Origin of the sequence: [Clostridium] citroniae WAL-17108, assembly GCF_000233455.1 — a bacterium.
Lineage (GTDB): Bacteria > Bacillota > Clostridia > Lachnospirales > Lachnospiraceae > Enterocloster > Enterocloster citroniae.
Window position 1 is genome coordinate 23,177 of record NZ_JH376429.1, and the last position, 22,060, is coordinate 45,236.

Genomic DNA, 22,060 nt, shown 5'->3' on the forward strand with positions numbered 1-22,060 from the left:
CCAACAGTCAGCTGCTGATACCTTTTCCAAAATACTTGAGAAAAATCTGTTCCGTGCTTTGCCGGACTTCCGCCACCATCCGCGCGTAACTGTCCATCAGCTTTTTACCCTCATCTGTCAGGCTGGAGCCTCCTCCGCCCATTCCTCCGGTCCTGCGCTCCACCACAGGTATTCCCAGCTGGCGCTCCACTTCCCGTATCATGCGGCTGCCCTTGCTGTAGGAGAGACCGATTCTACAGCAGGCCTCCTGAATGGAGCCGGTTTGGTGTATCATATCCAGAAGCTGTCCGGTACCCGGCCCAAAGAATACATCCCCGGCCTTTAACCGCACCTGTACCAGTGGGGTGATAGGATGGCCCCCTCCCCTTTTATAATTCCATTCAACCAGTTCCCGGTATTCCTCCCTGGTATCCACATCCCGGTAAATCCCCTCATCCTCCACCTCCAGGTCCGTGATACCGCCATCAAAGTCCTCAATAGCTCCCCGAAGCCCTCCTTCTCCCTGATAGGCGCACAGCTGTTCAGCGATCCGGCTTTGGAACATAATAGGGTGTCCCGGCTCTCCCCTGCATATGGTCCGCACAATCCCCCCATCGATCATCAGTACCTGACGGATGGTATCCGGCATGATGGCCGGTATGTCCATGGGCAGGACCATAATCCGCCCACACTCCTTGGCAGCAGCCTCTATCCCCAGTTTCACAGAGTCAAACATCTGAGTTTCCCGGAACCGTTCGTTCCTCACGAACCGAACGCCTGCATGTGACAGATGTTCCTCCAGCTCCCCGGCCCTGTACCCGGTCACCACCACCAGCGGAGACACACCCAGACGCTTTAGCATGGTAACCATATGCAGAGCAATGGTGGAATCGCCAAAAGGAAGCATTGGTTTAAATTCCCCCATCCGGGATGAGAGTCCTGCCGCCACCAATACGGCTCCTGTCTTCTTCATCTTTCCCTCCGTTTGAGCCCCCACTGATTTAGGTGGCGGGCCCGCCTTTATGATGGCTTAATTATACCTGGGGCAGGGCAGGGATTACCAGTAGTGTGGGATACACCCTTTGCATGTGTAACATATAAAATATTGTAACAGTTCAGGACGGCGGGAAAATGGGTGCAAAAGCGGACGTTAAGCTTGCTTATAAGGCAGATAAAATGCCGGGAATCGGCGCAGAAAAAGGCCTGCCGGAAGGCGGCAGGCCGGGATATATCTATTCTTTTAAATACTCTTCATTATATCTATCTCCCTTTTTCCCAACTTTCAAACCAGTTTAAAACCGTATCCTTGCTTTCCTCCAGGAGGCCGGCTGTATCCTCGGCTGAAAAACCTCTGGCATACATGTTTTTTGCTGCCGTATATGCTTTCTTTTCCTGGCCTTCTGCTACCCCTGCTGCCCGTCCCCGCTCAATCATCCCGCGGATTGCTTCACACATATTGATCTTACCTCCTTCTTCACGGTATATCTCCTTTACCTGCGCCAGTTCCGTGGAACCGGTCATGGAAATAATGACATCATACGCATCCTCATCCATTTTCCTGAACTGTTCTTCATTTTCAAAAGTAAATCTCTTTTCTGCATCCGGATCACCGGAACGCTGTACAAATCCAAAGACTTCCCTTAAATCTGTCCTGAAAAAGTCAATGTCCTGAAAATCCCTGATTTCCAAAACATGTATTTTGTAGTTATTCAGCAGTTTTCTAAACTCCTCCGGCAGTTTTTCATAATCCATCATATGATACAGTTCCTTTGCCCCATCATAAGGCATTTCCCCGTAATAGATACAGATGGTGACAACCGGATAGAGCTTATCTATTCTGGCAAATCCACTTAGGAATTCATCTCCGCGCAGATCACGCCGGTTACGGTGATCACGCTTGATCTGCCGCATCTGTTGATCGTAGCTTACCGCATCCTCCACCATAATCCGGACCGGCATGCCATGGTGTACCTTGTCCTGATGTTCCAGGCCCATGATCACAAATCCCATGTCAAATATGATACGCCTCACACAGTCGCGGTACTTCTGGACCATCAAGCGCCGATGCAGTTTTCCAAACGCTCCCGCCGCCCGGGAATCCATCTCCTGTACATCCTGTTCAGAAACGATCTGCTTTCCCTTAAATACAAAACCATTGATCAAATCCGCGTAACGCCTCTGATCCTCAAAATAGGTGATCAGAGAAATATCCTTCTGCCCCATCAAACCTTCCTTTCCATCCTAAGGCAATGGAGTACGGCAGACATCCTCACCGGACATTTCCAACGGCAGAAAAAAGGCACTAACAACATTGCTGTCTCTGATACCATTATACCGGGACTGTACCTAAAATGCAAGAATTCCTCACTCTCCCCATTACCGCTGCTGTGATCTTACCAGCGAATCTGCCGGTGCTTGAAATTACTATGAAATGATAGACAGAGCAAATGAGTTGCCCTGAATTGGTGGTTTAAGCATAGCACAGATCGCAGCACAAAACAATGGTAAATTGTCTATCGTAAGACTGAAAAAGCCTGCCGGTTTCCGGCAAGCTTATAGAATGAGTATGACCCTATGGTTGTTTTCCAGTATCCTTTTATCCTAATTCCGCTTATTCGTTTACAGCAGATTCTGGCACATCCGTACTTGTCTCACCAGGCTCTGATTCACCTTCTTTCATTTCACCCGGTTTTGTCCCACCTCCTTCTTTCTTCTTGCTTCTTATCTCCTCATCACCTCTGTCTCCGGAATTTTGATTGCTCGTTATGGTAAGCGCCAAATCAGCGCCATCTGTCTCCACAGTGACCAGGTCACCTGTTTTTATATCAGATACTGTAAGGGCATTTCCGTCTTGGTCTATAATCTCCGTATCCGATGATAATTTTATGGTAACTGTCCTGCTTCTTTCCCCGTTGTACGGTGTATTTTCCTCCGGAACATCCCGCTGATCCGTCTGGCTTTTAGAGTTTTGGCCGCCAGGCTCCTGGCCCTCGGTCCCCTGCCGGTCCGGTGCCTGATCCTCTCCCAACCCTTTGTCTCCCTCCGAATCCGGCCTGCTGTCTCCCTCCCGTCTATCCCTGTCTCTTCCCGGTCCGTTCCCCGGTCCGCCTTCTTTTCCCCTGCTCCCGGAGCCTGGGCCGCCTGCCGATACAATGATCTCTGTTTCGGAAATCTTTGTTACCAAACCGGTGACCACCGTCACTTTATCGTCCTCATCCGTACTTACGGTATCACTGACTGTTGTCTCAGGCGCTGATGCATCTGTGGAGCTCCTTTCGCCTTTGTCTCCGCAGCCGGACAGTAGAAGGGCTCCTGCCAGAACGATCCCTAAAATCACATCTCTTTTCAATCCGATCTCTCCTTCATAAATGAAACATTCTAAATGCCCTAAGCGATCCGCCGAACACCCCACCTTATTCCAGAATGTCAATACTTACAACCGTGGTCCCATCCAGCACAAGCCTGACAACACTGCCCTCCGCCAGATGGGATACTGATGAAGATTCATGGTCCGTTCCTTTTGTAACAACAGTATCCGATGTCAGGGTCAGGGAGCTTTCCTCGTCTGAGAAATTCATCTCCTTTTGTTCCATTTGTCCCTCCTGACGCTGAGGCGGCGTTTCCCCGTCTGCCGGCTTCTCCGGCGGGTTTTCTCCGTCCGCCGGCTTCTCCGGAGGGGTCTCCCCATCCGCCGGCTTCTCCGGCATGGTTCCATCATTCTGCATTTCGGGTTTTTCAGCCATGACCACGGTTAATGTACTGCTGGTGACAGCGGTTATTTTCGCCATGACGCTTCCGTCATCCTGTCTCATCCCCCGGCCCTGCATCTGCTGCATATTCCCGGCTTCTGTTGTGTCTGCAAATCCTGTCAGCCCTGTTCCCGCCATGACTGCCGCGCACAATCCTGCGCACAGGAATACCCTTGCTGAATTTTTCTTCATATACATTCCTTCTTTCTGTCAGTTGTTTCAGATGATCATCTGATGGCATGAGTATAAAGGGCTATTCTGAAATAAAGCTTAAATTCACAGGATTTCACAGAATGTTCAAATTTCAGTCACCTTTCAGCATGGTATAATATACTGGTAAATAAAAACAGGAAGGAACAAAACGTACCCATGCGCATTTTAATTATTGAGGACGAAAAAAGACTGGCCGACACCCTTGCCGACATGATCGGGGAATCCGGCTATTGCACTGATATCGCATATGACGGGCTGGAAGGGCTGGACCTTGCAAAAAGCAGCATCTATGACGCCATTGTTCTGGATGTCATGCTTCCCGGGCTCAGCGGACTGGATGTCTTAAGCCGCCTGAGAGGCAGCCGTATTATGACGCCGGTACTTATGCTCACCGCCAAATCAGCCCTGGCCGACCGTGTCAGGGGCCTGGACGCGGGAGCGGATTATTATCTGACCAAACCCTTTGAGAATCAGGAATTCCTGGCCTGCCTTCGGGCGGTGCTGCGCAGGCAGGCCGACATCACCCCTGACTCATTTACATATGGTGATCTGCTCCTCACCCCCTCCACCTCACAGCTGTCATGCAACGGGCGGGCGGTTTCCCTAAGCGCCAGGGAACTGGAACTGATGCGTCTCCTGATCCAGAACTGCAGCCAGTTTCTTCCCAAAGAAATGCTGCTGATGAAGGTGTGGGGATATGATTCCAGTGTAAATGCAAACAGTGTGGAAGCCTATATCTCCTTTCTCCGCAAAAAGCTTTCCCTGCTGGATTCTTCTGTCCGCATTACCGTTGTCCGGAATATCGGTTACCGGCTGGAGGTGTCATAATGATAAGAAAGCTGCGTTGGAAATTCGTTGGCATCATGATGACCATCATCACCATTTTTCTGGTTCTTATTTTGACGACCCTTTATTACTCTGCCCAGCTTAACTACCGCAGTCAAAGCATGGACACCCTGCACTCAGCCATCAAGGAAGTCAAGGAAGCCTCATCCGGCAATCCCCCTCCTCCTGCCCCAAGATCCGGGCCTCCTCTGCCCGCAAGAGAGGCCTCCCCCATTCTGGTGGCGGATGTAAAAACAGACGGCTCCATTTCCATTGTAAAAAACAGGATCTTCAGTGTGGACAACAGTGAATTGGAAATGCTTATTGCCCTGGCTGATCAGCAGGAAGGATCATCCGGCACTATGAAGGACCGGCATCTTCGGTTTCTCTGTGATAAGAAACGGCCGGGCGGCGCTGTGCGGTACGCATTTGTGGATATTTACGCGGAGCAGAACTCCCTGTACTGGCAGGCCATTCATTCTGTCATCATTGGCGGCTGCGCCTTTGGAGCATTTTTCATCTTCTCCGTCCTCCTGTCAAAATGGGCGGTAAAACCTGTGGAAACCGCCTGGAAACGACAGCAGCAGTTTGTGGCGGACGCTTCCCACGAACTTAAAACCCCTCTGACCGTCATCCTGTCCAATGCCAATATGCTGGTCCACACACCCGATATCCCCTCAGGCAGGAACCACCAGAGAATCGAGCACATCCAAGCCGAAGCCATACGCATGAAGCAACTGCTTGAAAGCCTTCTCACCCTTGCCAAAAGCGATTCCGGTGAGCAGCCCTGGGAACACTCCCGCATAAGTCTCAGTTTCATTGTAAACAGCAGTATCCTTTCATTTGAACCGGTTGCATTTGATATGGGCAAATATATTTCCAGCCAGGTGGAGGATTCCATCGAGATGGACGGGGACGAAAAGAAATTAAGGCAGCTGACTGATATTCTTTTGGATAATGCCTGCAAATACAGTGCCGAAGGCAGCACCATCCTGGTAAGCCTATCACGCAGCGGCCCCAAGGAGGCCCTTCTCTCTGTCTCCAATGAAGGATGTCCCCTGTCCGAGGATGAAATGCAGCATATTTTTCTAAGGTTTTACCGGGCCGACCCCTCCAGGGGCGGTATCCCCGGCTATGGACTGGGACTATCCATTGCCCGCAGCATTGCATCGGAACACGGAGCCCGGATCGATGTGACAACAGACGGCGTAAAGAGAAACTATTTTTCAGTCAGGATCCCTGTACGCTTACCTAATACATTGGGCTGACGCTGCGGGACCATGGTATCAGATAAAAACACCGGACCAGCAGCGTTCACTGCATAAATCCGGTGTTCCATTTATTCATACTTTTTGTGTTTGTTTAATATCTGTTTTTATATCTGCTCACACTGATTGATTTTTACCTCCCCTGCTCCTCCGCCTCCTTGGGCAGCCAATCCGCTTTCACATAATAGATCAGCATACCGATGGCGCAGATGACCCAGGTAACCGGCCAGCCTGTAAGAACCACAAACATGTTGTGGGTCATGGGGACCGCGATCATGAGATAAATCTGTCTCAGGACCACAAAGCAGCCCAGCATAAAGAACATTGGGATCTTGGAAAGCCCTGCCCCTCTTAATGCACCGTTGAGTATCTGGATCACAGGAAGGATGATGTAGGCTGTGGAGAATATCCGGAGCATACCGCTTCCATTGGCGATCACCTGGGCATCATCCGTAAAGATGCTGATGAGGAATGATGCAAAGAAATACATACAGACAGAACCCACAAGAATCACCAGGGAACACATGGCCCAGGCGGCCCAGATTCCCTTTTTTACCCTTTTATACTTGCGTGCTCCTATGTTCTGGCCCACAAATGTTGTGATGGCCATATTAAAACTCTGAAGCGGAAGCTGCAGGAATCCATCGATCCTCAGCATGGCGGAATACCCGGCCATGGCTGCCGCGCCAAAGAAATTAATATAGGACTGCACCACCACATTGGAAAAGGATGTGATGCTCTGCTGAAGGGCTGCGGGAAATCCCAGGGACACGATCCGGCGGACCATTTTTTTATGGAAACGCACCTTGCGCAGCTCGATCCTGTAATCCTCCTGAGTGTGCATCAGTTTATACAGGACCATGGCCGAGCTGACTGCCTGGGCAATGATAGTGGCAATGGCCACACCTGCAATCCCCATGTGGAACCCACATACAAACAGAAAATCCAGGGCAATATTCACGAGACTGGCCACAGCCAGATAGATCAGGGGATGTTTTGAATCCCCCACTGCCCGCAGGATGCCTGCGCCCATATTATAGAATAGGGAAAATGTGATTCCGCCAAAATAGATCAGCAGATACAGGGAAGAATGGGGCAGCACCTCTTCCGGCACCCCGATGGCCCGCAGCAGAGGTTTGGTGAGAACCATGCCCGCTCCCGTGAACACTATGCTGAGAAGCGCTGTGAGAGCCACAGAGCTGTGAACCGCCCTGCTCATCTCCTCTTTTTGCTTTCCCCCAAAATATTGCGATATGACCACGCCGGCGCCTGCTGAAAGCCCCATAAAGAACCCCACCAGCATGTTGATCACCGGCGTGGACGCCCCCACAGCGGCCAGCGCATTGGTATTCACAAAATTTCCAACCACATAGGAATCCACTGTGTTATAAAGCTGCTGAAAGAAGTTTCCTATGAGCAGTGGAATTGAAAACCATAGTATGGACTTAAATATACCACCCTCAATCATATCCGTATCTGACTGTTGCAATACTACACCCCATTTCCCCGGTCTGCCATGCCTATGGCCTACCTGTCTTTCTGTTTTTGCCATTCCTTTTATCATACATCATTTTTCCAGTATTTTCTATCCCCATCTTACTGTTTCAGCCATACTTCCCGCTATTCCTAGCTATTTACAGAGAAATTCAGCCCTCTGCATTTCCCCCTATTCCACTTTGATCGCATACTTGATCACATGATCCTTTTTGTTCTCAAATACATCATATGCTTCCATTATATGATCCAGCGTTGTCCTGTGGGTGATCAGGCAGCCGGTATCCAGGCGGCCCACCCGGATCAGCTCCATGATCTGTCCGCAGCAGGACGCATCCACGCCGCCTGTCTTAAACACAAGATTCTTACCGTACATATCCGGCAAAGGCAGTGTCTGGGCCTCCCCGTACATGGCCACCACACACACCACTGCGTTAGGTCTGGCAATCTTCCAGGCGGTCTGGAATGTGTCCCTGCCTCCGGCCGCCTCTAAAACAGCATCCGCCCCCCGTCCATCTGTCAGCCGTAGGATCTCCTGCTCCACATTCCGGCTGAGGGGATTTAAGGTCACGTCCGCAAGCCCCCGGGCCTTGGCCAGCTCCAGACGCTCATCCGACACATCCACTGCGATCACCCGGGCCGGGCCATACAGCCGGGCGCACATAAGGGTGCACAGCCCCGTGGGTCCTGCCCCTAAGACGGCCACGGTATCGGCAGGCTTGATCTCAGCCAGGGCAGCGCCCCAGTAGCCGGTAGAAAGCAGATCCCCGGTAAACAATGCCGCCTCATCCGTCACAAGGTCGGGTATCTTTGTCAGCCCATTGTCGGCAAAGGGGATCCTTACATACTCCGACTGCCCGCCGTCTATGCGGCATCCCAGCGCCCATCCGCCGTGTTCGTCCGTGCAGTTGTTCACATAGCCCCTTTTGCAGAAATAGCATTCCCCGCAAAAAGTCTCCACATTGACAGCCACCCGGTCTCCCGGCCTGACCCCCTTGACCCCTGCTCCTATCTTCTCCACGATCCCCACAAACTCATGTCCCAGAATAGTACCCGGCACAGCCTTTGGCACGGCTCCGTGTTTGATATGTATGTCGCTGGAGCAGATGGTGGTAAGGGTTACTTTGATAATGGCATCCTGGGGATGCAAAAGCCTTGGAACCGGGCGCTTCTCCAGGACAATATTCCCTTTGCCTTGATATACGGCTGCTGTCATTAATTGTTCTGACATATGTCTCCTTTCATGGTGCTGCACTCTGTTATTACAGATACCCCGTCCACAATCACAGTGATCAGGGAATCCTCCCGCCCCAGAAGGCGGTCCGCTGTGCGGATCCCTTCCTCCACGCTTCCCGCAGGTATCATGTGCATTTCCCTGACCAGCTGACCGGGCATATCAGAAATATATACCACCCTGGCCTTCTTAAGCACCCTGGCAAATATCTGTGACTGCCACTGGTCAACAATGGTCCGCTCTGCCGGCGTTTTCAAAAATTTTTCCAGAATCCTGTCCTCGTCCGCTTCCTCCCTGAAGGTGCAGTAAAACGCCTCCCCGCCATGGCCGTCCTCTGATCTGGCTGCCATGATGATCACTCCGCCTTTCTTTACAATGGTCTCTGCCGCCGTCATTCCCTTTACAGCCTGATACATGTTCTGATCCAGGGGATACCCGCCATTGGTCACGATCACAATATCAGACGGATCCGCACTGACCTTACAAAGCGGCAGCAGCCATTTCCTCCCCTCAATATGGGCCTGGTCGCAATCCCCGCTAAAGCAGTTGAGAATGATATGATCTGAGTTAAGGACCACATTAACAATAAAAGCCAGCCCTGCCCTGCGGGCAGCGTAAAGCATGTCACGGTGCAGGGGATTGCCCTGGATCCGGCCGGTCCTGGCACAGCTGTCAGCAATAAAGGCGGAATTGTGGTTATACAGTACTGTTTCCCTGGCCGCCACGCCGGGAAGCACGCTTTTTCGTCCCCCTGAAAATCCGGCAAAGAAATGGGGTTCAATGAACCCCTCAGCAACCAGCAGATCCGCCTCCGCTGCCAGCCGGTTCAGAATCAGACGCCCTCCTGAAGGAAGATAACCCAGATCCACCAGCTGTTCCCTGTCGTCACAGTCATGGACCACGATCTTTTCCTTTCCCACAATGTCCCCGCCGAATTTTGCGCTCATCTCCGCCTCCGTCATGCCACGGTGGCAGCCGGTGGCCACCAATATGGTTATATCCGCCCCGGGATTCCCTTCCCGGATCTCACTGAGGATCAAAGGCATGGTGATCCTGCTGGGCACCGGCCTTGTGTGGTCCGAGGTAATGACCACGATCCTCTGCCTGCCCCGGGCCAGTTCCCTTAACCGTTTGCTCCCTATGGGATGCTCCAGGGATTTCCTGACCAGCTCCTCCTCAGAAAACTCCGGCACATACCGGTTAAGCTTTGTGTTCAGCACAGCCCTGATCCGTTTCTTGGAAATGTCTGCCTGCAGCAATCCCCTTCCATAGGGAAGGCTGATCTGTTCTGTAATTTCTTCCATACCTTCCATACCCCTTTTCCTTTATTGCGGCGATTCCCGGACCGGATCTCACTCCTGCCCTTTCCAAATTCATACCTGTGTTCAATTATAGCATTAAATCCCGTATTTTTATAGATGATATGTCATCAGATTACATCCGTTCCATCCCTATGGCGGGAAAGACAGGGACAACAAGATTGCCGGATCCATATCCTGAAAGGGATATGAACCCGGCATCCGCAATATCTGTATCAGCTTATCTCTTCTTATAAACGCTCCATCCGGCTTTACACCTTAATGCGCGCCGCGATCTCACTTCCGATGGCAAGGCGTACATCATCCCGTCCGATGATGGTGCTGTTCCATCCCTGGCCAAACACGCTGATGGTGCTTCCTTCCTTTATATCATATTGGTTCATGAGCTCCATCACCTGGGGCGCCCCAAACATCCACTTAATGGTGCATTCAGTTCCTGCCTTAACTTCTGTCAATGACTGCATAGCCCTACCTCCATGTATCTTGATCTGTCAGATTTATTGTGCCCTGCTTTTCCGGTATTATCCTGGTCTGATTATAGTTTAATTCTCACAACGGCTGTTAGTCAATGGCAATATGGGTTAGGCGATTTTAATCTTTTTTTGGATATCTTGGCGGCAAAAAGGCAGCGCCTTCCGGCTGGTTTTCCAGCCATTGGGCGCTGCCTGTGTTTTATTTCACTCCATGTTTGATTCCATTTTTACCGATTATCAGGACTCTTCTTCCTTCCGCTTCTTGCTTATGGCTGTCAGCATCAGTAAGATACCGGACATCACCATGGTTAATGTTGATTTGGCATAACCCTGACCGGTTTTGGGCAGTGGTGCCAGCGGTACTTCATCATCCTCGATGGTAGTAAATGGTGTTTCGGGAAGTGGTGCCAATGGTACATCCTGGGGATTAATGCTTACTACTCCCGGTCCTCCGTCTGTCTGAGTATAGCGTCCGGCTCCGCCGGAAGTGCTTCCGCCTCCACCGCCGCTGCTTCCGCCGCTTCCACCGGTGGATCTAAAGTTTGCAATAAATGTGGTATCCTGTACAAATGAATCAGCTTTCACTGCATCTGTATTAATGTAGGTCTTACCTGCATTTCCATCAATACTCCAGTTGTTGAACGTGTATCCGCTGTTGGCGCCTGTGGTAACATCTGCCCTTGGGTGAGCCGGTGTTACACTGCCAACCTTGATGATCTCATTGGTCTCCGGATCCCTGGTGATCTGCTGGATGGTGTGAACCTCACTGGTGGTCCCGCTGACGGTTCCGTTATTGCCTGCCACATACGTAAAGGTGATCTGATATTTATCAGGTATTCCATCCGGGGTCTGCGGGTCCTTCCCGCCAATATCATCTAATACATAATATACCTTCACAAGATTGGCGTTGCTGTCAGAACCTGCTGTCCTGGGGCCGTTGGCGCTTTCAAAGATATAGTTCCTGCCGTTAAAGTCTCTTGGCACTGTGGTAAATGGAATTTCTGTTCCGAATGTTACATTGTCCTTGGTATCAACTTCACCTAAGACTCCGTCATAGTAGTATTCAACCCTGTAGCTTAAATCGCCTCTCATGGCAAAGTGGGCTGTATAGGTATCTGCTTCAAATACCTGAGTTTCAGAATTCTTCTTTGGAATAAAGGTTTCATCCACTCCTACCTTCTCACCGGCCTCATTAGTCCAATGGGTAAATACATATCCATCTTCCGCAGCTGCCTTTGCGCCTTCCGGTTTGCCGGTTGCTTTTCATTTTTTTGTAATATTATCAGACAGCTTTTCTTTGGATTTTTCCATACTTCTTCCGCCTGTTTCTAACGTCAATTCTTAAGATTTCTTGCGAGATTTTTCCTCATTCCATCTTGCATTTTCTCCCCTCTCCATGGTACAATGAATCCAATGGATTATTATGAGTTTTTTTCTCGCAGATATGGAGGTGTCTTATGCTGGTTCAGCTGATTTTAAAGAATTTCAAGATTTTCAAAGAAGAAACTTTATTAGATTGTTTACCTGGTCCCATAAACGAACACAAAGCATCCCTGATCAAGGATGCTTTGGATGGGGAACAGTTTCTCCCGGTTATTGCTATCTACGGCCCCAATGGAGGTGGCAAATCAACGGTGCTGTACGGCTTACGATTCCTAACAGATCTTCTTACCGCCGCCAGGCCGGAAACCGTTGCTTCCCGGCCAGTCCATCACCGCATGTCACCGGTCTGCTCGGGCATGCCCTCTGAGTTTGATGTACTGTACCGGCACAGAGGCTTCCTGTTCCGTTATCAGCTTCGCCTCCTAAAGGGGATCATTGCAGAAGAGACCCTTTTTTACGGCCGTGTTGGAAAGGATGATGCCGGAATACTTTTTAATAGGAAGGAATCCGATTTTCATCTGGGCAAGATCGTATCATCCTGTCCGGTTAATCACGTGTCTCCCTCAGAGCCGCTGCTCTCTCTCCTGGCACGTTCATCCCAGTCCGAAACCATCCAGGCCGCATACTCCTGGTTTGAGGAGACGCATTTTCTTTCCTCCTCTCCTTCGGATGCTCCGTTACCAAAATCAGCGGAACAGGCCGGCAGGATCGGAAGCAATATATGTGATGCTATAGGCGGCAATACATACGGCGATATCAATGGCAATGCATATGGCCATATCGGTGACGGTATCTCCGGCGGCATCTATGACGGCATCTGCAAAGACATCTGTACCCTGCTCCAGTCCATGGGACTGGATATCACCGGTATCAGGTCCGTTCCCCAGGGAGGCGTAACCGCTTCCGGGCTATGGCTGACCCATACGCCGGAAGGTTCTGAACCTTACGAACTCCCATATGAGGATGAATCAGAGGGCACAAAAAAACTTTTATCCGTCCTCCCCCCTGTCATCGCCAGCTTAAAGCAGGGCAGCCTGATCGTGGCGGATGATCTGGACAGCCGGCTGCATCCCCATCTGCTGCGTTATATCATAAGCCTTTATACAAATGCAGAGAAAAATCCTCACGGTGCTCAGCTTATATTCTCCAGCCATAATACCGCTGTTTTGATGCCCACTGTTCTCCGCCGGGATGAGATCTGGCTCTGCTGCCATCCATCAGGAGAGGATGCGCAGCTCTATCCTCTTTCCTGGTACAAAAAAGAAAACGGCCTCATCCCAAGAAATGATGAGGCCTATGGCAAGCAGTATCTGGAAGGCCGTTATGGGGCCAGTCCCAAGATAACCGGTTAATTCTTAGCGGAATATCCTATAGCAGACTTTCAGGCATTACCTGATAGTTCAGTTTCACCTTGCGCCCTCCGTCCCACAGATGGAGGGTGCGGTCTATCCGTTCAAATATCCTGAGACAATACTCCTGGGAGGTGCCGTTGAGCATTACCAGGTACTGGCTTGGATTGTAGCAGGTAAATAAATCTCCCTTTCTCACGGACGTTCCGATGGCCTCATGAAGCCTGGCCGAAGCTGTCTTCAGCAAATCCCCAGCGGCATCCAGGGGTTTTCCCTTTGCATCCAGCAGCGTACAGCACAGCATCACGCTGGTGAAGTCGATCCGCTCCGACATGCGTACCAGCAGTCGGTAGCAGTCGATAAAGGCAGGATAAGAACAATAGTAAGGTCCATTGACCCGGTCCCGCTCCTGCAGGCTTTCCCTTACGTCCTTAAGGGTGTCTGAAGTATAACGGATCTGGCCGCTCATGGTCCTAAACCGCTCCAGCATCTTCTCAGAGGGAGGAAGACCCTGTTCCTCAAAATACTGGGCAACCGCCTGGTCGTAAACCTGCATGGCGTCCTTAAAGCGTTTCATGGCGATCAGGCAGTCGATCTTCATGATCTGACACTCTTCATAGGGATAAAGATTACAGGCAGCGGAGCACAGCTCCAGCAGTTCCGTGTACTCGCGGTTGGCCTTCATCAGATGGCTGGCCACCCTCAGACACTGGAAGTACAGTTCCTGGCACCGCACCTCGATAACAGACACCCACTTTTCTCCTGCCAGCTGGGCCATAAATTCCCCCTGGTACAGGCGGCAGGCCCTCTTTAACAGGTTTTCATCCCTTGTCTTCAGCGCTTTCCTGGCAGTTTCCTCAAAATCCTTTGCATCTATGTACACAGAAAGGCTGCCCTTGTCAAACCGGTACACCCCGCCCTCGGTCCGGATATACTCATGTTCCGGCAGACCGCTGCCCTCCAGTATTTTGCGGAGCCGGAACACAGCCGCCCTAAGGCTTCCCGATGGGTTGGTGTTCTCACCGTTTCCGTAGAGCATATCCAGCAGTTCTTCCCTCAGAACCCCCTTCTCACCGGCATATAAAAGGATAAGAAAGAGCTGAAGCATCTTACCCAGCGGATTTGCCATAACGGACAGCGGTTTCCTGTTATACTCCACCATAACCGTTCCCATCATAAATACATTTAAGCCTTCACTTTCGCCCAATATACGGGCATTCCCCTGATCTGCGTTCATCGTTTCCCCTACCCCCGTTGCAAGAGCGTTACACGCCTCATAACGCTATTTTACAACATTCCATCTGATATTTCCACAGATTTTTCCAATTTTCCACATATTCCCCACAGACTTCCTATGGACTTCCCATAAATTTCCCATGGACTTCCCCACAGACTTCCCATGCCCCATCACTTTCCTCTCATAAACCAGAAATAGTACGGAATCTCCACCAGGAGCATTACACTCCACCCAACAGCGCAGGCATAGGCAACGCCCTGCATTCCCATAACAGGCGCCAGAAGATACACAAATACCACACGAAGGCTGGTCTGTACAAAGGTTCCCAGAAGGGTTATGCTCATATTCCCCATGCCGCGGAAAAAGCCCTGTATTCCATTGGTAAAGGCCGGAAAAATGTAGAATAGGGCCATAAGTCCCAGATAGCTGCTGCCCAGTCCTATGATGCCCTGGTTCCCGGCAGTAACAAACAGTCCCATCAGCGGTTTTCTAAACAGCAGGATCACAAGAGCAATGCATACCCAGTAGCAAAACTCCAGGGTCAGCCCATGGCGAAAGCCCTTCCGGATCCTCTCCTTTTTTCCGGCTCCCCGGTTCTGTGCCACGAAGGTGGTGATGCCATGGGAAATGCTCTGCTCCGGCGTAAAGGCATAATCATCAATCCGGTTCACTGCGTTAAAGGCCGCGATCATATCAACCCCCAGAGGATTGACCGCTCCCTGGATCAGCAGCTTTCCAATGGGCTGGCAGGATTGCTGCAACGCTGTGACGCTGCCGTAGCGCAGTGTCTGGCGCAGCAGCTGGCGGTCCATGGTGAACTCCCCTTTTCTCAGCTGCAGCATGGGTATCTTCCTATATACATAGGTGATACACAGAATCGCAGAGGCCGCCTCTGCGATCACCGTGGTGGTGGCCGAGCACACGATGCCAAAGCCCAGGCCGCCTATAAAGATCAGATCCAACAGGGCATTGAGAACAGATGAGAATGCCAGGAATTTAAGGGGCGTCTTGGAGTCCCCCACACTTTTTAAGGCAGCGGAAACTGCATTGTAAAAATATGTAAATGGAGCTCCCAGGAATATAATGGACAGATAGGTGGAAGCCATGCCCAGTATTTCTTCCGGCACCTGAAGCGCTTTAAGCAGCGGTCGTGAGAAAAAAACTCCGAGAAGCGCAACAATAACCGAGAAATAACAGCCGAATATCACGGTGGTGGACATTTCCCTTTTCAGTTTATCCTGGTGGCCTGCGCCAAAAAACTCACTCATCAGGACGGAGGCCCCCATACAGATACCGGAAATGCCCAGGATCACAATATTCATGACCGGGCTGGCAGTCCCTTCCGCCGCCAATGCCTGTTTTCCGATAAACCGCCCCGCTATGATGGAGTCCACAGCATTATAGGTGAGCTGGAACAGGTTTCCAAGGATCAGCGGTACCGAGTACCTGACCAGATGATTTGTTATTTTTCCTTCTGTCATATTTACAGCAGCCATAATGATCTCTCCTTATACCGGTACTGATTTTTTCCTGTCAGAAGCTGCGGAGCTTGTCGTCCTCATCTGCCGCAGTCTTATCAATGGAGCGTATCTCCACTTCATACCCAAAGCGGTCGTCCACCTTAACGTGGACCCGGTCCCCCACTTTATGGCCCCTGATGGCCTTTCCCAGAGGTGAATCTATGCTGATCAGGCCCTGAAGGGAATTTCCCCGGACGGTTGTAACCAGTTTGTATTCCTCCGTCTCGTCATCATCCGGAATGTATATGCTCACCCGGTCTCCCAGCCCTACCTCATCTGCCCCGGACTGGTCGGAGATGATCCTGGCCGTCTTTATCATTTTCTCCAGGTAACGGATGCGGCTTTCATTGCGGTTTTTGTCCTGCTTGGCTGCTTTGTATTCAAAATTCTCGCTCAGGTCCCCGTGGGCTCTGGCCTCCTTCACCGCTTCCAGCGCTTCTTTTCTCACCACCAGTTTCCGGTACTCTATCTCCTCTTCCATTTTCTTAATATCACTTTTCGTCAGATTATCATACATGATTTGCCACTGCCTTTCCCCAAAAATGTTTCCATCAGTTTTTATTGGTATTCCCGGTACTGCCATCCGCCTTTTAGCTGGTATACGGCTCCGGGAGCCAGACTGTCGTATTGGATGTGTTTGATGTGAGGATTTTCCTCATTATAATATGCTTTCATGATCCGTTCCACCTCCTGGTTGGCCATGTCAGTAAAGCAGCGCCTTACCATGGCCTGGGGGGCCAGGCCTGTAACGGACAGATCCACCTTGTACCAGTTTCCATCCGCCTGTACATAGACAAACATATGGTCCTTGTCCTCATCATCCGGAGCACAGAAGCAGTTCAGTCCCATGGACCTGGCAAGAAGCTGGTAGGCCACGGAGATCCCTTCACACACCGCCTTATGGTTCACAAGGCACCCATATGCCGTGAAGGAGGGATCGCCCGTGGTGTCTTCTCCCGCCACAAACCGGTTATAAAGATCCTTATCATAGGTACAGCCGGAGGCAATATAAAAGGCCGCATTCCTGGCCCGCTCCAGTTCGCTTGCATTTCTCCACTGATAACTGTTAAGATACTCCCGTATCACCAGGGCAAGACGGTTGCGCTGCTGCTTATAGGTATCGCTCCCCACCCCTTCCTGGTAGAGGGGCACCCCGGCCAGCACCAGAAGGCTGTCGCCATCCACCGCCATTTCCCCGGTCCCGATCTGGTCGCTCTCCCCGTATAACGCTTTGCACAGGTTATCGGAAAGGCCGAAGTAGTTGTACAGCCCATAATTGTAGTCCTGTCTCAGGCGGCGCTCCATCACGGGATCCCCCTTTGAGTTATAGCTCATGATCACATCCACATACTGCAGCCCGGCCTTGTCCGCATAATCCTTTAGGGGATAATCCGCATCGTACGAAGCATATGGGTCATGGTTCACCCAGGCTCCGTCCTCCCCTACCTGGTATCCGTCCGGCGTGGCGGTATTGGAAAGCATCCGGCCGTTGGCATCAAAATAATACCACCGCCCATCTGTGTCCTGAAGCCATCCCTTTGCATAGGTCCCGTCATCCTGTCTGTATTTCCACTGACCAGATTCCGTTGTCCAGGTTCCGGCATACGCTGCGTTTGAAATAAAGATACTCAATGCCGCTGATACGGCAAGGATTTTTAAAAAATGTCTTTTCATAGCAATTCACTCCTGCCTTTTATAAATTCTTTATTTTCACTTTAGTTTCTTTATCGATTCTTTAGCGTGTGCTCAAACTTTGGCCACATTTTCCCTGTATAGTATTACTTGTAAGGTGATAGACCTTTTAAATATACAGGAAGACACTTTTTCATACCTATTGGCCGGCAGTTCCCCTTCTGCCGGCCCCCTCCATTTTATAAGCCGGATGTGACCAGGACATGCTATGGCAGCGCATGTTTGGTCACATTCTTTTTTTATCTGCATATGCTGTAAAGAATAAACTTTTTTAGGAGACCATTATGGATAACCAATCTGTCACTCCTGCTGATATCTTCGCAGATCTACTGCGCTTTCGGGCCCCTTCCGCCGTTGCCTGGGTAAGAGGCGGGGCATCCGCTCCCGCAATAAGCGGCCTTGTGAAATTCTATCACACACCTTACGGCGGTGTGCTGGTGGAAGCTGAGATATTCAACCTTCCCAACAAGAATATGCCTGGCGCCACGGATTTCTACGCCATGCACATCCATCAGAACGGCGACTGCTCAGACAATTTCGCCAACACGGGAGAGCATTATAATCCCACCAACGCCGCCCACCCCAACCATGCGGGCGACATGGTCCCCCTTCTTGGAAATGAGGGCTATGCATGGACGGCGTTCTATGACAAACGCTTTAAAATAGAAGATATCCTGGGGCGGTCCGTTGTCATCCACAGCCATCCCGATGACTTTACCACCCAGCCCTCCGGCAATTCGGGCGGAAAGATCGCCTGCGGCACCATTATGAAAGCGGATTATACGGATCAGGTCTGATTCTTACATCTGGGGGCCGTTTTTCCGGAGTGTGTACGGAACTTCCCGGAGTATGCACAAAGCTTCCCGGAGTATGCACAAAGCTCCCCGGAGTGTGTCTGAATACCACCTCCAGACACACTCTGGAGTATAACACAAATTCCAGTTTAATACAATTTGAACCCGGCCCCTTCCACAATATCCAGATCCCTGAACACCTGGCTGACCGCAGCTTCGTATTCGCCGAGCCGCTGGGCCTTTTTTATCTTTTTGCCGTATTTCCCGTCATCAGAGAATATCCGGATCATGGATGCCCATATCTCTTTCATTTTAAACAGCACATTCCTGTCCCCGGACATGATCCCCCTGTATCCCTCATAGATTCGCTGGTGAAATTCCTCTAACCGGACCTTATCCAGAGGTGTCCCTGTCTCTATGGCTTCCACAAGACCGGGATTGGCTATGATCCCCCGCCCCATCATCACATACCCCAGTTTCGGGTATTGCTGACTCAGCCCCCTGAAATCCTCTGCCGTGAACAGGTCCCCGTTATAGCATACCGGGCTGCTGCCGTGTTCCAGGCCATAGCCGAACATTTCCCTGTCAGGGGTATTCTTGTAATAATCCGTGCGGACCCTGGAATGGATGATCAGCTGGGTCAGGGGATATTTGTTATAGATTTCCAAAAGGTGGTAAAACTCATCTGAGGAATAGATGCCCAGCCGTGTTTTGACCGACATTTCCATCCCCATCTTATCCAGTTCTTCTGTCACGGTTTCCAAAAACATATCCAGCGCATGGGGCATACTGAGAAATCCCGCCCCTTTGTTCTTGGATACCACAGTCGGCGAGGGACACCCCAGATTCAAATTCACTTCCCTGTAACCGTATTCTTTTAATATCAGGGCCGCCCTCAGGAAGTCTTCCGCCCTGTTTGTAAGGATCTGAGGTATCACGCAAAGCCCCCTGTTGTGTTCGGGCAGTATATCGTTTATCTCCCGGGAGCTCAGTCCGCCCTTCATCCCTCCCTGTGCCCTGGGCGATACAAAGGGTGTAAAGTACCGGTCCATGGGCCGGAAACAGGCGTGGTACGCGTTCCTGTATATATATCCTGTAAGCCCCTCCATGGGAGCCATGTAAAATTCCATTCTATGAGATCCGTCCTGTCTTTGGTTTATGGTCCCCCGGCATCCTGCCGGGCGCATAGCAAGTATAGCATATCCGGACCCCAAATGCAAAAATATGCCCGGACTGTTTTAACTTTACAGCCCGGGCACGGATTTTCTTTTCTCGGTTGTCTGTTTCCTTACTTACCAACATCCCTTCCCAGCGTGATCTCCACCTTCTCAAAATTTTCTACACTCTTTGTCTTCTCGAAAAAGTGGGGCATTTCCCGGATCATGGTGGATTTGCTGTAAAACGGGTCATCGCAGGCCAGCGGCAGTTTTACGGTCCTTTGGGTGGCCGCTGATTTATAGATGGCGGCAATGAGCTCAATGGATTTCCTGCCCTCCTCACCGCTGGTAAGAAGCGCTTCCCCGCCCTGGATGGCTCCCAGGAAATTTCCGATCTGGGCCTCATGGCCTTCACGTTTAAGTTCCGGTATGCTCAGGTATGCCTGCTCCAGCATCTTCAGCCCTTCCTCATCCTGCTCAGGGAAACCGTTGGGCAGGGGCTTGGAGGCAGCCGGTTCCCAGGGAATGGAGAGACGTCCCTTCTCTGTCTGGAAGATCAGTTCCTGCTCCTCCCCGTGGTCCACAATGGAGGTGGTCAGCTGGGCCATTGCTTCCGGGTAATTGAATACGGCTACCCCCACATCCTCCAGTTCCGAATTGTGGTGTCCCACATTTCTCATACATGCCATCACTGATTCCGGCATTCCCATCATCCACTGGAGAAGGTCGATGTGATGGACCGAGTGGCTGGTAAAGCTTCCCCCGCACTCGCTCTCCCAGGTTCCCCTCCACCACAGGTCATAGTAGTTCTCTCCTCTCCACCACAGGGAGTTGACGATCGCATGGGTCACCCTGCCGCCCGTCCCTTCCTCCAGCATGCGGTGGACTCTCTCCATAGGCGTCTTAAAGCGGTTCTGGCACACCACGCTTAAAAGCCTGTTGTTTTCCCCTGCAGCGCGGATCATCTTATCACATTCCTCCAGGGAGCTGGCCATGGGCTTTTCCACCAGCACATGGCACCCATGGTTTAGGGCATGGATGGCCGCCTCACAGTGGGCCGAAGGAGGAAGGCAGACAGATACCACATCGATCCCCCCCTGATCCAGGGCTTCCTCCTGACTCTTATACGCCCGGGCGTTCTGTATTCCTTTTTTTTCCAGAAGTTCCTCCGCCTTATTCACATAGAGATCGCAGACCGCCCTGATCTCGCAGTCCCCGACAAACTCTTTGTACGCATCAATATGGACGCCTGCGATAGCTCCGGCTCCCACGATTGCAATACCTAACATCCGCTCACCCCTCAATTCTCTCTGCCGCCAATTCCGCCTCAATGGCCAGTTCAATGGCTTTAAATTCCGTATCCTGGTCAAAGGCCGTATCTGTCCTGTCCAGACAATCCCTGATCAGTCTTCCAAAGAATGGGAAGCCGATGAGTCCGGCTGCCTTTATGTGCCGCTCCCCTTCGTGGTTGACCAGGTACAGGTGATCCCCCTCCCTGTCATTTGCCACATCCAGGTATTTGCGTATCTCAATGTATCCGTCCGTTCCCACGATCAGGGTCCGCCCGTCTCCCCAGGCTCCCAGGCCGTCCGGCGTAAACCAGTCCAGACGGGAATAAGCCGTGGTCCCGTTGTCGCAGGTCAGCATCATGTCCCCAAAATCCTCAAATCCGGGAGTCTCCTTATGACCATAGTTGGCAACCCTGCTCTTTTCCACCACCGCGTCCCTGGCTCCCGCATAAATCAGGATCTGTTCAATCTGATGGCAGCCGATGTCCATCAGGATCCCCCCATACCTGGATTTGTCAAAGAACCAGCCCGGCCTGGTGGAGACAGAGGCCCGGTGAGGTCCCCAGCCCATGATATTGATCACCCGTCCGATGGCCTGTTCCTTCAATAGCTTTTCAGCATATACCGCGGCCTCCACGTGACGCCTTTCGCTGTAATACACCGCGTATTTCCTGTTGTATGCTTTCACGGCCTGTCTGGCCCTGTCCAGCTGTTCCCTGTTGATCAGGGGCGGTTTGTCCGTGAAGTAATCCTTTCCCCTGGCCATGGCCTGTATCCCCAGGTCACAGCGCTCTGACGGCACGGAGGCCGAGACGATCATCTTGATCCTCTCATTGTCCAGGATCTCCTCCAGGGAGGAAGCGGTCCTGGCCCCAGGGTATCTTTTGCAGAATGCCTCTGCTTTTTCCGTGTCCGGGTCATAGACCAGATCGATCACAGCACCCGCCTCAGTGAGTCCGTTGCTCATTCCGAATATATGTCCGTGGTCCAGTCCCACTACTCCCACATGAAAATCATCCTTGCCGCACACAGGGGCCGCATGTCCCCTGGGCGCATAATTTTGTCCGTCTGCTTTTATCTGCATG

At 51.4% G+C, this 22,060-nt stretch carries 21 protein-coding genes; 5 read left to right on the forward strand and 16 right to left on the reverse strand.

Annotation, left to right across the window (positions count from 1 at the left end):
• Positions 1 to 7 precede the first annotated feature (7 nt).
• Positions 8 to 952, reverse strand: coding sequence for an NTP transferase domain-containing protein (locus HMPREF9469_RS24740; RefSeq protein ID WP_007868544.1), 945 nt, complete (start codon positions 950 to 952; stop codon positions 8 to 10).
• A 158-nt stretch (positions 953 to 1,110) separates the two neighbouring features.
• Between HMPREF9469_RS24740 and HMPREF9469_RS32175 the strand changes: the two genes are divergently transcribed.
• Entirely contained in the window at positions 1,111 to 1,275 is a 165-nt protein-coding gene (locus tag HMPREF9469_RS32175) for a hypothetical protein (protein WP_007868546.1), read from the forward strand.
• Here HMPREF9469_RS32175 and HMPREF9469_RS24745 read toward each other — a convergent pair.
• The 3 genes from HMPREF9469_RS24745 to HMPREF9469_RS24755 form a co-directional block, all read right to left on the reverse strand.
• Complete coding sequence (locus HMPREF9469_RS24745; protein WP_007868548.1) at positions 1,240 to 2,202, reverse strand: hypothetical protein; 963 nt, start codon at positions 2,200 to 2,202, stop codon at positions 1,240 to 1,242. The genes HMPREF9469_RS32175 and HMPREF9469_RS24745 overlap by 36 nt on opposite strands.
• 388 nt (positions 2,203 to 2,590) lie before the next feature.
• A complete protein-coding gene (locus HMPREF9469_RS24750; protein WP_007868549.1) occupies positions 2,591 to 3,328 on the reverse strand; it encodes a hypothetical protein in 738 nt (245 codons plus the stop codon).
• Positions 3,329 to 3,392: 64 nt separating this feature from the next.
• Entirely contained in the window at positions 3,393 to 3,920 is a 528-nt protein-coding gene (locus HMPREF9469_RS24755; RefSeq protein ID WP_007868551.1) for a hypothetical protein, read from the reverse strand.
• 177 nt (positions 3,921 to 4,097) lie between these two features.
• On the opposite strand from HMPREF9469_RS24755, the gene HMPREF9469_RS24760 reads away from it, so the two are divergent.
• Complete coding sequence (locus tag HMPREF9469_RS24760) at positions 4,098 to 4,769, forward strand: response regulator transcription factor (protein WP_007868555.1); 672 nt, start codon at positions 4,098 to 4,100, stop codon at positions 4,767 to 4,769.
• A complete protein-coding gene (locus tag HMPREF9469_RS24765) occupies positions 4,769 to 6,034 on the forward strand; it encodes a sensor histidine kinase (protein ID WP_007868558.1) in 1,266 nt (421 codons plus the stop codon). Before HMPREF9469_RS24760 ends, HMPREF9469_RS24765 begins: the two co-directional genes overlap by 1 nt.
• A gap of 133 nt (positions 6,035 to 6,167) precedes the next feature.
• Here the strand turns inward: HMPREF9469_RS24765 and HMPREF9469_RS24770 are convergent, their stop codons facing one another.
• The 5 genes from HMPREF9469_RS24770 to HMPREF9469_RS24790 all read right to left on the reverse strand — a co-directional run bounded on the left by HMPREF9469_RS24770 (position 6,168) and on the right by HMPREF9469_RS24790 (position 11,724).
• On the reverse strand, positions 6,168 to 7,523 hold the full coding sequence (locus HMPREF9469_RS24770) for an MATE family efflux transporter (RefSeq protein WP_242827941.1): 1,356 nt from the start codon (positions 7,521 to 7,523) through the stop codon (positions 6,168 to 6,170).
• A 177-nt stretch (positions 7,524 to 7,700) separates the two neighbouring features.
• Positions 7,701 to 8,744 carry an alcohol dehydrogenase gene (locus HMPREF9469_RS24775; RefSeq protein ID WP_195415740.1) on the reverse strand — a complete coding sequence of 348 codons (1,044 nt, stop codon included), beginning with the start codon at positions 8,742 to 8,744 and terminating at the stop codon, positions 7,701 to 7,703.
• A complete protein-coding gene (gene larA, locus HMPREF9469_RS24780; protein ID WP_007868568.1) occupies positions 8,744 to 10,075 on the reverse strand; it encodes a nickel-dependent lactate racemase in 1,332 nt (443 codons plus the stop codon). Before larA ends, HMPREF9469_RS24775 begins: the two co-directional genes overlap by 1 nt.
• A 257-nt stretch (positions 10,076 to 10,332) precedes the next feature.
• Positions 10,333 to 10,545, reverse strand: a complete 213-nt coding sequence (locus HMPREF9469_RS24785) for a ferrous iron transport protein A (protein WP_007868571.1) — start codon at positions 10,543 to 10,545, stop codon at positions 10,333 to 10,335.
• A gap of 246 nt (positions 10,546 to 10,791) precedes the next feature.
• Positions 10,792 to 11,724 carry a doubled motif LPXTG anchor domain-containing protein gene (locus HMPREF9469_RS24790; protein ID WP_007868574.1) on the reverse strand — a complete coding sequence of 311 codons (933 nt, stop codon included), beginning with the start codon at positions 11,722 to 11,724 and terminating at the stop codon, positions 10,792 to 10,794.
• Positions 11,725 to 12,011: 287 nt separating this feature from the next.
• Here HMPREF9469_RS24790 and HMPREF9469_RS33125 point away from each other — a divergent pair, with 287 nt between their 5' ends.
• Positions 12,012 to 13,289, forward strand: coding sequence for an AAA family ATPase (locus HMPREF9469_RS33125; protein ID WP_007868580.1), 1,278 nt, complete (start codon positions 12,012 to 12,014; stop codon positions 13,287 to 13,289).
• 16 nt (positions 13,290 to 13,305) lie between these two features.
• Here the strand turns inward: HMPREF9469_RS33125 and HMPREF9469_RS24800 are convergent, their stop codons facing one another.
• The 4 genes from HMPREF9469_RS24800 to HMPREF9469_RS24815 all read right to left on the reverse strand — a co-directional run bounded on the left by HMPREF9469_RS24800 (position 13,306) and on the right by HMPREF9469_RS24815 (position 17,717).
• Positions 13,306 to 14,523 (reverse strand): AfsR/SARP family transcriptional regulator, encoded by a 1,218-nt coding sequence (locus HMPREF9469_RS24800; RefSeq protein ID WP_007868583.1) that lies wholly within the window; start codon positions 14,521 to 14,523, stop codon positions 13,306 to 13,308.
• Positions 14,524 to 14,693: 170 nt separating this feature from the next.
• On the reverse strand, positions 14,694 to 16,019 hold the full coding sequence (locus HMPREF9469_RS24805; RefSeq protein ID WP_007868585.1) for an MATE family efflux transporter: 1,326 nt from the start codon (positions 16,017 to 16,019) through the stop codon (positions 14,694 to 14,696).
• 37 nt (positions 16,020 to 16,056) lie between these two features.
• Complete coding sequence (gene greA, locus HMPREF9469_RS24810) at positions 16,057 to 16,560, reverse strand: transcription elongation factor GreA (RefSeq protein ID WP_007868588.1); 504 nt, start codon at positions 16,558 to 16,560, stop codon at positions 16,057 to 16,059.
• 41 nt (positions 16,561 to 16,601) lie between these two features.
• Positions 16,602 to 17,717: a hypothetical protein gene (locus tag HMPREF9469_RS24815; protein ID WP_007868591.1), complete on the reverse strand. Its 1,116-nt coding sequence runs from the start codon at positions 17,715 to 17,717 to the stop codon at positions 16,602 to 16,604.
• 302 nt (positions 17,718 to 18,019) lie between these two features.
• Here HMPREF9469_RS24815 and HMPREF9469_RS24820 point away from each other — a divergent pair, with 302 nt between their 5' ends.
• Positions 18,020 to 18,532 carry a superoxide dismutase family protein gene (locus HMPREF9469_RS24820; RefSeq protein ID WP_007868598.1) on the forward strand — a complete coding sequence of 171 codons (513 nt, stop codon included), beginning with the start codon at positions 18,020 to 18,022 and terminating at the stop codon, positions 18,530 to 18,532.
• 146 nt (positions 18,533 to 18,678) lie between these two features.
• On the opposite strand, the gene HMPREF9469_RS24825 is transcribed toward HMPREF9469_RS24820, so the two are convergent.
• From HMPREF9469_RS24825 to HMPREF9469_RS24835, 3 genes are all read right to left on the reverse strand, one after another.
• Positions 18,679 to 19,659 (reverse strand): tRNA dihydrouridine synthase, encoded by a 981-nt coding sequence (locus HMPREF9469_RS24825; protein ID WP_007868600.1) that lies wholly within the window; start codon positions 19,657 to 19,659, stop codon positions 18,679 to 18,681.
• Positions 19,660 to 19,817: 158 nt separating this feature from the next.
• Positions 19,818 to 20,975, reverse strand: coding sequence for a Gfo/Idh/MocA family protein (locus HMPREF9469_RS24830; protein WP_007868608.1), 1,158 nt, complete (start codon positions 20,973 to 20,975; stop codon positions 19,818 to 19,820).
• Between the two features lie 4 nt (positions 20,976 to 20,979).
• A complete protein-coding gene (locus tag HMPREF9469_RS24835) occupies positions 20,980 to 22,059 on the reverse strand; it encodes a Gfo/Idh/MocA family protein (protein WP_007868611.1) in 1,080 nt (359 codons plus the stop codon).
• Between the last annotated feature and the right edge of the window lies 1 nt (position 22,060).